This is a genomic window from Nocardia sp. CA-120079, from assembly GCF_050955745.1.
Classification (GTDB): domain Bacteria; phylum Actinomycetota; class Actinomycetes; order Mycobacteriales; family Mycobacteriaceae; genus Nocardia.
This window is the reverse complement of sequence record NZ_CP192088.1, coordinates 3,924,087-3,936,404: the sequence shown is the minus strand read 5'-3', so window position 1 is coordinate 3,936,404 and position 12,318 is coordinate 3,924,087. Positions and strand designations below refer to the sequence as shown.

Genomic DNA, 12,318 nt, shown 5'->3' with positions numbered 1-12,318 from the left:
CCAGCACAGCGGACGCGGCGGCACGCTGTCCACGAGGCAACTCCGCACGTGCGTGTGGCACAGGCGCACACGCCAGGTCAGCAGCCCATTCCCGAAAGCGCGCGGCGCTCCTCGGCGACCGCCAAGAAGTACCGCAGCTCAGGTGCCGGTAATAGCTTCAGTGCGAGCGCATATCGCGAAGGACGTCCCGCGCTCGGTCGAATACGGCCAGTGGCGGGCTCATCACGAGGTTCGCCAGTCCGGTCTCTCCCGCATGGGGGTGCGGGCGGGTCGGGGCGAGTCTCTCGGCGGCGCGCACCATGCCGGCCCAACGTTCGAGTTGGTTGACCGAGAACTGTTTGAGCAGGAAGGGGAATTCCTCGGTCTCCTCGTGTGCGGCATGTGCGGAGACTTTATCGGCGAATACGGCGAGCTTCGCAGCGAAATCCGGATGGTCGACGCCCATGTCGTACAGTTCGGCCAGTGCGTGCTTCACCGCGTTTTCCTCGGCCAGTCTGGGGCCGATGATGTCGTCGGCGCCGAAGGCCGCGCGCCGTGCCACCGCATGCACGACCTCCTCCTCGGCGGTTTCGTGTACCGCGAGTAGGCGCACCAGCTCGGTGAACAGTTCCCGCTTATCGTCCTGGCCCGATTTCAGCTTCTCGAGCAGGCGCCGGATCTGCTCGTGCTGGTCGGTCAGCAGATCGATCACATTCTGATCCAGCTTTCCCATCGTGCACCTCATTTCTGCGGCGGAGTACTACACATCTTCCTCCGAAGGCCGACCAGCGCGCCACGGGCAAACTCGCCACCGAGCCGTTTGCTACCTGCGCCCCTGGGTAGGTCGGCAATATGGACCATGCCGGAGCCCCTTTACTCGAAGCCCTGGTCGAATACCGTGAACTGGGCCGATACGGTTTCACCCCGCCCGGCCACCGCCAGGGCCGCGGCGCGGACGAACGTGCGCGGCGCATCCTCGGCGCCGAGACATTCGGTTCGGACGTCCTCGGCAACAGCGGACTCGACGACCGCCGGGCAAGCGGTGGCTACCTGGCGCGCGCCGAGGAGTTGATGGCCGACGCGGTCGGCGCCGACTACGCGTTCTTTTCGACCTGCGGTAGTTCACTGTCGGTCAAGGCGGCGATGATGGCGGTCGCGGGAGGTTCACCGGGGCTGCTGGTGGCGCGCGACAGTCACAAGTCGGTCGTTGCCGGTTTGATCTTCTCCGGTGTGCAGCCGCGCTGGATCACCCCGCGCTGGGATGCCGAGCAGCACCTGTCCCATCCGCCGTCGCCCGAGCGGATCCGCGAAACCTGGGAGCGCTATCCGGATGCGGCGGGGGCCTTGATCGTCAGCCCGAGTCCGTACGGAACGTGCGCTGATATCCGGGGTATCGCCGAGGTGTGCCATGAGCGCGGTAAGCCGCTCATCGTCGATGAGGCGTGGGGCGCGCATCTGCCGTTCCACGACGAATTGCCCACATGGGCAATGGATGCGGGCGCGGATGTCTGTGTGGTCAGCGTGCACAAGATGGGCAGTGGATTCGAGCAGGGTTCGGTCTTCCATCTGCAGGGCGATCTGGTCGAACGCGAACGTCTCTCGGCGTGTGCCGATCTCTTGATGACCACCAGCCCGAATGTCATGGTGTACGCGGCATTGGACGGGTGGCGACGTCAGATGGTCGAGCACGGTAACGAATTGCTCGGCGCCGCACTGAAATTGGCCGGACAACTACGCGCCGATATCGAGGACATTCCGGGATTGCACGTAATGCAGGACGAGTTGCTCGGCGCTGAGGCGTCGCACGACCTGGACCGGATGCAGGTGCTCATCGATGTCGACGAGCTCGGGCTTTCCGGCTATCAGTGTGCCGACTGGCTGCGGGAGAACGCGCGCATCGACGTCGGACTCAGCGATCACCGCCGGATCATGGCGACGCTGTCGATGGCCGATGACGAGTCCACCACCAGGCGACTGCTCGATGCACTGCTGGCGCTCAGCGCGGCGGCCCCGGAAATTCCTGCGCCGGAACCGATTCGACTCCCCGCTCCGCAAGATCTCGAACTCGATACCACGATGCTCCCCCGCGACGCGTTCTTCGGGGCCGTCGATACGGTCGAGATGAAGTCCGCTGCCGGGCGGATCGTCGCCGAACAGCTCACGCCGTATCCGCCCGGTATACCGGTCGCGGTGCCTGGGGAGAGGCTGAACGAGGCCGTGATCGACTACCTGGTCACCGGGGTTCGCGCCGGAATGATGGTGCCGGATGCCGCCGACAGTTCGATGCGGACGGTCCGGGTGGTCGCGAATTGACGCGCCGGATCAACTCGGCTCCGGTCGGCGGAACAGTATGAGCGTCGCGGGGCGGCTGGTGAAGGTGAAGTCGTTGCCGCGGTGCTCGACCTCGCCGTCGGTGGCCAGGGCGACCTGGCCACCATCGACGTGCACGGTCAGCCGGTCGGCGCGGCGGTTGACGTAGGTCGCGGAGCGGTCGAGGGTGCCGGTGAGGGTGGCCCAGATCAGGCGGATTCGGGAAAACGGCAGGTCCGCGCGCAGATATCGGATGTCGAGGGTGCCGTGGCGCAGCGCGGGACGCGACATCGGTATCTGGTGGGCGGGGCGGTAGTGGCCGTTTCCGACGAACAGCATCCATATGTCAGTGCGGGTGCCGTCAATGGTCGTGGGTAGCGGTTGGGCCCGAAACAGCACGCGCACCATGGCGATTCCCGCGGCGGGCCATTTGCCCAGGCGTGGCTCCCAGTGTTCGCGGATGCGGACGAAGTCGGGATAGCCGCCCAGGCTTGCGGTATTGACGAAGGTGCGCGGGCCGAGTCCGTCGGATCGCACCTCGGCGGTATCGGTTCGGACCGCGTCGCCGGATTCCAGTGCGGCCAAAGTGTGCTCGTGGTGCTCAACCCCGGTGTCGCGGGCGAAATGGTTGAGGGTGCCACCGGCGAATACCGCGAGGGGCAGCCGGTGTTCGACCGCCGCGGCCGCGACGGCCGAAACTGTTCCGTCGCCGCCGAATACGCCGAGTGCGGCGATATGGTGGCGGCGGGCACGTTCGGCGAGCTGGGCGGTGAGTTCTTCGGTCACCGTCAAAATCTCAGCGGCGGGCAGGTTTTCGTGTAGTAACTGCAGTTGCTCCGAGTCGGCACCGCCGCCCGAATCGGTATTGACGACGAGCAGCAGCCCGAATCCGTTGTGCATAGCGGTGATTCGTTCACGCGGACCCAGCTCGGCGGGCTCATCGTCGCGCTGCGCCCACCAACGCCGGGTACCGAGGGCAATCGCACTGCCCAGTGCCGCGCCCGCGATCACATCGGAGGGCCAATGCACACCGATGTGCACGCGTGAGTAGCCGACGGCCGCCGCTATCGGCGCGACAACGACCGCGGCGGCCGGAGATTCGAGGGCGACGCCGGTTGCGAAGGCCGCCGCGGAGGCGGAGTGGCCGGAGGGGAACGAGGAGGACACCGGCGGTTTCACCAGCCGTCGCACGAAGGGCACCGACTCGTCCGGCGGTCGGCGGCGCGGAAACAGCGGCTTCGCGATGCCGTTTGCCACCGGACTGGCCAGCGCGACCGAGAGGAGCCCGCGCACGGCCGCCCGTCGCGGTGCTCGGCCGCCCATCGACATCAGCGCCGCCACGACCAGCCACAGGCGACTGTGGTCGGCGCTCATGCTCAATGTCCGCAGGAACCGATCGGCGGGGGTCGGCCGCACCCGGGCACTTCGCGCCACCAGCCACGCGTCCACGTGACCCGAGAACTTCGGTGACTGCTTGCGCATGCCCACAGGCTAGTTGCGATTCCCCATGGATATCCCAGAGTCCGGCGAGTCCGAACCCGCGGCGGCCTCGGCCTGGACACCATGCGGACTTGGCGAGCAGCCGGTCAAACCGGAGTTCAACCCGCGCAACACCCGGTGGAGCCGATGTGATCTTCCCACGGAGGTACTGGAATGCCGGTCGTGGATCCGACGAGGATGCCTCGGACTTCAGGATCGGCAAGGTGACCGGTTACGCCGAGTAGTGCGCACATGCCCTGCCGGATGCATGAATCATGCGGTCCGGCAGAACGTGCCAGTGCCCATCGGTGTTGAACCACGGCTGGGCCTGCGAGCATCGTCAGGCCGTTACGGCCCCGATCAGCGGGTCGGACGCGATGGCATTTGCGGTCACCATTCGGGCCGCGGCGGCCAAATGCTGGTCAGCAACGGCAGCCAGCTACCGGTCGGAGGCAGCCAGCTACCGGTCGGTGGCAGGTGAAATAGACCAAACATCGGTGGACCTCTCGATACTCGGCAATTCGCGCGACTGCGAACGCCTTGGATGGGCATCGCCCAGCCCGAAATCGGGACGCGGCGACGGCGGAAATGCCTGACGACCGAGTCGAATTCCGCAGCAGCGCAACGGCACAACTCGAATCCCCAGCATTCCACCAGCGGACACGCTAACCGGCTGCCCGATACACGGCCAGATCCGGAGCGGAACTCATAAGTGATACATAGCTTGCTACTAGATTCCGCACATCGAACAGCAAAGTGTGTGCCGGCCAGCGGCCACGGGCGCAGCCGTGCCCGGGTTGTGTTCGGTCCAGCAAGCTGCTGCGAGCGATTTCGGTACGCCGGACTAGATGCCGACCCCTGCCAGCGATCCGAAGCTTCGCGGGATCCGTCGACAAACCGCATGGCATCACCACACCAGTTTCTGATTCCTGTGGTTCAGCGCAACGATTCCCGGCCGCCGTCAAGCGCCGAAAAACCAGCGCTTACGCGGCGGTGACTGCTCGGCGCACGAACACCGCTTGCCCTTCGGCACATCACCGAGCACTTGCTCGACATGACTGCCGCATCCCGAGTAGCCCGGCTTGCCGCACTTTTGGCAGACAATTCGTTGACACATTCTATTGTTTCCTCTCTCTGGCAAGGGTCCTCTGTCTTGGATTACCGAATCTGGTCCGCGACGGCGTCGCGCCAGGTTCGATATCCACCGTCGAGGTTGACCGCGTCCCGGCCGAGCTGGGTCAGCAACCGCGTCGCACTGTTGCCACGCTGCCCCACCTGGCAGAAGACCAGTACCGGACCGGCCGGGATTTCAGCCGCCCGCTCGCGGAGTTCGTCCAGGGGGACATTGAGCGCACCGGGGATGGAGCCCGCCGCGAACTCCTCGGGCGAGCGCACATCGACCAGCTGTGACCCCATCGCGATCGCCTCGTCGATGTCATACCACTGGACCGTGCGCAGCGTACCGGTGCGGATGTTGTCGGCCATGTAGCCGAGCATGTTCACCGGATCTTTCGCCGAGCCGAACTGGGGCGCGTACGCCAGCTCCAGATCCATCAACCGGGAGGCCGGGATACCGCCGGCCATGGCGGTTGCCAACACGTCTATGCGCTTGTCGACGCCGTCCGCACCTACGGCCTGCGCGCCCAGGATTTGGTCGGTGTCGGGATCGACGAGCAGTTTGACCGACATCGCGCGGGCGTCGGGGTAATAGCCGGCGTGGGCGAGCGGATGCGAATGCAGTACCCGGAACGGGCGGCGCGCGGCATGCAGGCGCTTCTCGCTCCATCCGGTCATTGCCGCGGTGAGGCCGAAGACGCCGAGGATCGCGGTGCCCTGCGCGGGCGGGTCGGTGACCGGCAATCCCGCGATCACGTCGGCGGCCAGCCGCCCCTGCCGATTCGCGGCGTTTGCCAGCGGAATCAGCGTCGACTGCCCGCTCACCGCATCCTTCTTCTCGACCACGTCGCCGACGGCGTAGATGTGCGGCACCGAGGTACGCAATCGATCGTCTACGACTATGCCACCGCCGGAACCGATTTCGAGGCCGGCCCGGCGGGCGAGAGCACCTTCCGGGCGCACCCCGATCGCCATGACCACCAGATCGGCCGGGACGACTCGCTGGTCGGACAGGGTCACCGTGTCGGCGTCGATGCGCGTCAGTTCCGCACCCACTTCCAGCCGGACTCCATGCCTGCGCATCTCGGCAGCGACGGGTGCCGCCATCTCGACATCCAGCGGGCCCAGCACCTGCAGGCCGCGTTCGATCACCGTGGTCGTAATCCCACGTCGCACCAGGTTCTCCGCAACCTCCACACCGATGAAGCCCGTGCCGACCACCACGGCGGACCGCGCACCGCCGACGGCTTCGGCCAGTCGGTCCACATCCGCGACATCGCGCAGCACCAGGGCGCGCTCGACACCAGGGACCGGCGGCACGACAGCGGTGGCGCCAGTGCTCAGCACCAAGTCATCGAACGATTCGACATATTCGCGCCCCGAGTCCAGTTCGCGCACGGTGACGGTCCGGCCCGCAGGGTCGAGCGCCACTACTTCGTGCCGCACTCGCACATCCAATCGGAATCGTGATGCCAGCGACTCGGGCGTTTGTAGCAGCAGCGATTCCCGTTTCGGGATCACCCCTCCGACGTAGTAGGGCAGACCGCAGTTCGCGAAGGACACATGGTCGCCGCGCTCGATGACGACGATCTCCGCCGACTCCATCAGTCGCCGTAACCGGGTTGCGGCCGACATGCCACCGGCCACTCCGCCGACGATCACAACTTTCATCCCACGCCTCCCAGCGGGCCACGACATCGCTTGTGTCGGATGCCACTCTTCACAGTTATATACCCCCAGGGGTATCTTCGGTTCGGAAGTCGAATATACCCCGTGGGGTATGAAAGGAGAATTGTGACGACCGACTCTTTGGCGGTTTCCCCGGCACATGACACCTCGCCACCAGTCCGAACCGGCGGGGTATTGGGCAGGCTCGGGGCAGCGATGGCCGGACGCGCCCGGATCGTGTTCGGTGTGTGGTTTCTGGTTTTGATCGTTCTCGGTGCCGCCGCGCCTAGTGTGTTCACCTCCCTCGCGGGGGCGGGGTGGCAGGCGAACGGCTCGGAGTCGGTGCGCGTGCGCGAGCTCGCGCAGCAGCACTTCGGCGGTAACTCCTCGGCGGCGGTGCAGGTTGTGGTGCATTCCGACACCGCATCGATCGACAGCCCGCAGGCGCAGAAGGTGCTCACCGAAATCACCGGCGTCTTCGCCGGCGATACGCGCTTCGGCGAAGTTGTCGCGCCGCAACCGGGAATGTCGATCAGCCCCGACGGGCACACCGGGATTCTCATCGCGGGCGCGAACGCCTCCACCGATGACATGGTCAAGGCCGTCGACGAGCACATAGATGCGCTGACAGCCTTGTCCGGCAATGGAATCGAGGTCTACCCCACCGGGGCGTCGGCATTGTGGAGCGATTTCAACAAGGCCAATCACGACGCCATGATCAAGGCCGAAATGTTCTCCTGGCCGGTCACTTTGGCGATCATGGTGCTGGCGTTCGGGTCACTGGTCGCCGCCGGGCTGCCGCTGCTGCTCACCCTGGCCGGGCTGGTGGCCTCGGCGGGCGGGCTGGTGCTGCTCAACCAGATCACACCGATCTCGGTGTGGGCCATGAACTTCGCCATGATGTTCGCCCTGGCGCTGGGCATCGACTACGCGCTGTTCATCGTCGCTCGCTTCCGCGACGCGCTCACCACCGCCCCCAACGCCAAGGCGGCAGTGGCCGAAACCATGGACACCGCGGGCAAAGCCGTTGTGCTGTCGGGGCTTACGGTGCTGGTCAGCCTGTCCGCGGTGCTCATCGTGCCGGCACCGGCGGTGCGGACCATGGCAGTCGGGATCATGTTCGCGGTGGCGTTCGTACTGGCCGCCACCATGACACTGCTGCCGGCCGCGCTGGGAGCGTTGGGCGCAAAGGTCAATGCCGGCGCGCTGCCACACGCCAAGCGTCAGCAGCACCGTTCCCCCCGCTTCGCGGCTTGGGGCCGACTGCTGCACGACAAGCCGTGGCCGTTCGCGATCGGCGCGCTGATGGTGTTGATCGCTTTGTCGATTCCGGTGTTCGGGCTGAAGGTGGCGATGCCCTCGATCCAGGTCGTGCCCTCGGATGCGCCGGTGCGCCAAGGCTATGAGCTCGTGCAGGCCCAAATGGGTGCGGGCGCGCCGGGTATGCTGCAGATCATCGCCCCCGCCGATGAGGCCGCACAGGTCGCGTCGGCCGCGATGACCGTGGACGGAATCAGCATGGTCACCCCAGCCCAACCGGCAAGCGACGGTAGCGGCCTGGTGATGTTGCAGGTTATGCCGAACGTCGATCCGTCGGATGCGCGCATGGGCGAAATCCTGGACACGCTGCGCGATCGGTTGCCGTCCGCCGCACTGGTCGGCGGCGCTCCCGCGGAGAACCTGGACCTGCAGCAGGCCCTCGACGATTACCTGCCGATAATCGTCGGGATCATCCTGGTGCTGGGATTCGCGCTGCTGCTCATCGCCTTGCAAGCACCGTTGATCGCCGCGTTGGGCACCGTGGTCAGCCTGCTGTCCACCGCCGCGGCCTTCGGCGTCGCGAAGCTGATCTTCCAGGACGGCCACGGCGCCGGCCTGCTCGGTTTCACACCGCAGGGCTTCCTCGACGGCTGGGGCCCGGTGTTCTTCTTCGCCATGATCTTCGCGATAGCCATGGACTACACGGTGTTCCTGCTGGCCACCGCTAAGGAACACTACGAACACTCCAGTGACCCGAAGACCGCGCAAATCGACGGCATGGCCCACTCCGGGCGGGTGATCTTCGCCGCGGCCGCGGTGATGGTGGCGGTGTTCTTCACCTTCGCCCTGGCCGACCCGCTGCCGCCGAAGGAGATGGGCGTCATCTTGGGTGTCGCCGTGCTGCTGGATGCGTTCGCGGTACGTCTGGTGCTGCTGCCGGTGCTGCTGCGCCTGACCGGACACGCCGCCTGGTGGTCGCCCGCCTGGCTGGGCAAGGTCCTGCCCTCGATCAGCTTCGCCCACCACTGATATCGCCGTCCCGGGCTCGGCTCACGCCGAGCCCGGAAATACCCCTGGGGGTATTACACGTTGACCTGATAAAGGAAAGGAACAAATCATGGTCGGCGACGAAGAGACCATCGCCCAAGTACTCAATCGCCTGCGCCGTGCCCACGGCCAGCTCACCGGGGTGATCTCCATGATCGAACAGGGTCGCGACTGCAAGGACGTCGTCACCCAGCTCGCGGCGGTGTCGAAAGCGCTGGACCGCGCCGGATTCAAAATCGTCGCCACCGGCCTGCGCGAATGCCGCACCGGCGACGCCGCCGACGGCCCCATGACTGAAGCCGAACTCGAAAAGCTCTTTCTCACCCTCGCCTGACAACCGAAGGCGCACAACATGATCGGATAACAACCTATGCCACAACTCCCCCGACACCACGGCTGGTCGATTCCCCGCGTGGTGCCATTGCTCGCAGGCGCCATCGTATTGATGAGCGCGCCACTCGCCGCAGTGTTCTCGCAATGGTGGCTGATCCTCACCGGATTCGTGGGCGCGAACCTACTGTTCTACAGCGCGGTCGGATGGTGCCCGGCGACGCTACTGCTACAGCGAGCAGGCGTTCCCGGCGAACCGGCCGGCTGCTCCCCCGCAACGTCGTCATCCGCCGCGACACCGCCACCGACGACACCATCATCGCCGAAGCCATGATCCCGACCTGATGGCCAAGATTACCGGCGAACCCGCACTCCACGCCGCCGGCATGGGCCGCGACGTGTGCTGGAAACCCATGCACATCCTCGGCGGCAACGGCCTCATCACCGGCTTCCCACCGGAACGATGCTTCCGCGACGTCATCGTCTCCTCCATCGCCGGCGGCATCATGCAGGTGCTCGAGAACACCATCGCCGCACAGGTACTCGGCAAAAAGCTCGACCAGCGCCGATCGCGACATGGCATGAATCCTGCCGCGACTTGGGATCACACGAGCGCAGGAGAACTACCGAGAAGGCCCGGACCGGCAATTCATGGCGACAACACCGATCAGCCTTGACACAAGACCAACCATAAAGGAATCATCTGATTCCATTGGAATCGACTGATTCTAATGGGCGCGGACGCGTTCGGAGGAGGGCCGATGGATCAGCCGACGGCGCGACCAGACCATGTGCCGATCGTTGTGATCGGCGCCGGGTTCGCGGGTATCGGATTGGCGGTGAAGCTGCGCGAGGCCGGTTTCCGCGACTTCGTCATTCTCGAACGCGGCTCCGACCTCGGTGGCACCTGGAGCGCCAATACCTACCCCGGCTGTGCGTGCGACGTGCCTTCGATGCTGTATTCGTATTCCTTCGCCCCGAACCCGAATTGGTCCCGCCGTTACGGCACCCAGCCGGAGATCCTCGACTACTTGCACGGCGTGGCGAACAAATACGATGTGCCGCAACATATTCGGTACGGCACAGCGGTACTCGACGCCGCGTGGGACGAAGCCGCCGGACGGTGGCGCATCCGTACCGGGCAGGGGTCGTTGACCGCCGATGTGCTGGTTTCGGCGATCGGTCCGTTCAGCGAGGCGCAGATCCCCCGCCTGCCCGGTATCGCGGATTTCACCGGCACTCAGTTCCATTCCCTGCACTGGGATCACGACCACGAGCTGACCGGTGAGCGGGTCGCGGTGATCGGCACCGGCGCGTCCGCAGTGCAGTTCATTCCGGAGATCCAGCCCGTTGTGGAACGGCTCACGGTCTTCCAGCGTTCTGCGCCGTGGATCGTCCCGCGCATGGATTGGGCGACCAGCACCCTCGAGCGCACACTCTTGCGCCGGATGCCCTTGCTGGGCAAGACGATCCGCGCCGCATACTTCACCGGCATCGAGGGATTCGGACTGGTCGGGTTCGTGGACAAGCGGTTCCGTCATCCGTTCGAGGCGCTGGGCCGATTGCAGCTGCGCCGCCAGGTTCCCGATCCGCGACTGCGCCGAAAGTTGACGCCCGACTACATGATCGGCTGCAAACGCGCGATCTTCTCCGACGCCTACTATCCCGCGCTGTCCAAGCCCAATGTCGAGGTGGAGACCGCCGGGATCGCCGAGGTCCGGGCGCGCTCGATCGTCACAGTGGACGGCACCGAACACGAGGTCGACACGATCATCTGGGGCACCGGTTTCGGTGTGCCGCCACGGATATTCGAGGCCATCCACGACACCGGGGGCCGCACACTCGCTCAGCTGTATCGCGAGCGCCCACGCAGCTATCTGGGTACCACCGTCACCGGATTTCCGAACTTCTTCACCACCCTCGGCCCGTTCGGCGCGGCCGGGAACCAGTCGGCGATCTTCATGATCGAGGCGCAGATCCGCTATATCGTGGAAGCGGTAAAGCATATGCGCGACAACGGACTTCGCCGTATCGAGGTGCGACCGCAGGTGCAGCGGGACTTCGTCGAGGAGATGGAGCAGCGCAGCCGTGACACGGTGTGGGTCACCGGTGGCTGCCGCAGCTACTATCAGACCGCCGACGGCCACCACAACGCCGGGCTGTATCCGAACTGGAGCTTCGAATATGCCAGGCGCACTATGCGATTCGATTCCGACGCCTACCTGATCGAGGCATCATGAACCTGCTGCGGCTGCTGCCGACCAATCGCACCTTCGATGTGGCCGACAAGGTGGTGGTGATCACCGGCGCAGGACGCGGCATCGGTGCGGAACTGGCGCAAATCCTGTGCCGCCGCCGCGCGCGGGTCGTCATGCTCGATCTGGACGAGGACAAAGTACGCACCGCCGCATCCCGATTGGGGTCACGCGCCCTTCCACTGCGCGCCGATGTCGCCGACCGCGACGGCATGGTGGCCGCCATGGCGACGGTCCGTGACCGCTTCGGCCGTATCGATCTCGTGGTCGCCAATGCCGGTATCACCCCCACGCCCGCCACCCTGCGCACGATGGACCCCGCCGATTTCGACCGGGTCATCGGGGTCAATCTGACCGGTGTCTTCAACACCGTACGACCGGCCCTCGACGATATCGTCGCCACTGGCGGCCACGTCGTCGTGGTCTCCTCCTGCGCGGCATTCGCGCCCGGCATGGGCGGCTCCCCGTACATGATCAGCAAGGCCGGGGTCGAACAGCTCGGCCGCGCGTTGCGGGTCGAGCTCGCCGCATCCGGCGCCACCGCCGGAGTCGCCTATTTCGGCATCGTCGACACCGCCATGACCCACCACACACTCGACGACGACGAATTCGGCCGCGCGGCCGATGCCATGCTGCCCTGGCCGCTCAACCAGCGCATCAGCGCCGCGCAGGCCGCGCTGGCCGTTGCCGACGGCATCGTCCAGCGCGCCCCGCGCACCATCGCACCCCGCGTCTGGGAGCCCTACTCCCTGCTGCGCGGTGCCGTCAATGTGCTGATGGATCAGTACCTCAGCACTGACGAACAGCTGCGGGTCCTGCTCCGCAAGCTGGAACAACGCCAGCGAAGCGAGTCCAACCGCGCATGACATGATCC

10 protein-coding genes are annotated in these 12,318 nt (G+C 65.8%); 7 read left to right on the top strand and 3 right to left on the bottom strand.

Annotated elements, in window-relative coordinates; translation table 11 throughout:
- Nucleotides 1-157: 157 nt before the first annotated feature.
- Entirely contained in the window at nucleotides 158-712 is a 555-nt protein-coding gene (locus tag ACQPYR_RS18065; RefSeq protein WP_433633659.1) for a hemerythrin domain-containing protein, read from the bottom strand.
- Nucleotides 713-831: 119 nt separating this feature from the next.
- Between ACQPYR_RS18065 and ACQPYR_RS18060 the strand changes: the two genes are divergently transcribed.
- Nucleotides 832-2,292 (top strand): aminotransferase class I/II-fold pyridoxal phosphate-dependent enzyme, encoded by a 1,461-nt coding sequence (locus ACQPYR_RS18060; protein WP_433633657.1) that lies wholly within the window; start codon nucleotides 832-834, stop codon nucleotides 2,290-2,292.
- Nucleotides 2,293-2,301: 9 nt separating this feature from the next.
- Here ACQPYR_RS18060 and ACQPYR_RS18055 read toward each other — a convergent pair whose 3' ends face one another.
- Nucleotides 2,302-3,771: a bifunctional phosphatase PAP2/diacylglycerol kinase family protein gene (locus ACQPYR_RS18055; RefSeq protein WP_433633655.1), complete on the bottom strand. Its 1,470-nt coding sequence runs from the start codon at nucleotides 3,769-3,771 to the stop codon at nucleotides 2,302-2,304.
- Nucleotides 3,772-4,926: 1,155 nt separating this feature from the next.
- Nucleotides 4,927-6,555, bottom strand: a complete 1,629-nt coding sequence (locus ACQPYR_RS18050) for an FAD-dependent oxidoreductase (protein WP_433633653.1) — start codon at nucleotides 6,553-6,555, stop codon at nucleotides 4,927-4,929.
- A gap of 213 nt (nucleotides 6,556-6,768) precedes the next feature.
- On the opposite strand from ACQPYR_RS18050, the gene ACQPYR_RS18045 reads away from it, so the two are divergent.
- The 6 genes from ACQPYR_RS18045 to ACQPYR_RS18020 all read left to right on the top strand — a co-directional run bounded on the left by ACQPYR_RS18045 (nucleotide 6,769) and on the right by ACQPYR_RS18020 (nucleotide 12,310).
- Complete coding sequence (locus ACQPYR_RS18045) at nucleotides 6,769-8,841, top strand: MMPL family transporter (protein WP_433635174.1); 2,073 nt, start codon at nucleotides 6,769-6,771, stop codon at nucleotides 8,839-8,841.
- Nucleotides 8,842-8,929: 88 nt separating this feature from the next.
- Nucleotides 8,930-9,193: a metal-sensitive transcriptional regulator gene (locus ACQPYR_RS18040; RefSeq protein WP_433633651.1), complete on the top strand. Its 264-nt coding sequence runs from the start codon at nucleotides 8,930-8,932 to the stop codon at nucleotides 9,191-9,193.
- A gap of 36 nt (nucleotides 9,194-9,229) precedes the next feature.
- Entirely contained in the window at nucleotides 9,230-9,523 is a 294-nt protein-coding gene (locus tag ACQPYR_RS18035; RefSeq protein ID WP_433633649.1) for a YgaP family membrane protein, read from the top strand.
- A 10-nt stretch (nucleotides 9,524-9,533) separates the two neighbouring features.
- Nucleotides 9,534-9,866, top strand: a complete 333-nt coding sequence (locus ACQPYR_RS18030) for an acyl-CoA dehydrogenase family protein (RefSeq protein WP_433633647.1) — start codon at nucleotides 9,534-9,536, stop codon at nucleotides 9,864-9,866.
- Nucleotides 9,867-9,950: 84 nt separating this feature from the next.
- Entirely contained in the window at nucleotides 9,951-11,429 is a 1,479-nt protein-coding gene (locus ACQPYR_RS18025; protein WP_433633645.1) for a flavin-containing monooxygenase, read from the top strand.
- Nucleotides 11,426-12,310: an SDR family oxidoreductase gene (locus ACQPYR_RS18020; protein ID WP_433633643.1), complete on the top strand. Its 885-nt coding sequence runs from the start codon at nucleotides 11,426-11,428 to the stop codon at nucleotides 12,308-12,310. Before ACQPYR_RS18025 ends, ACQPYR_RS18020 begins: the two co-directional genes overlap by 4 nt.
- Nucleotides 12,311-12,318 lie beyond the last annotated feature (8 nt).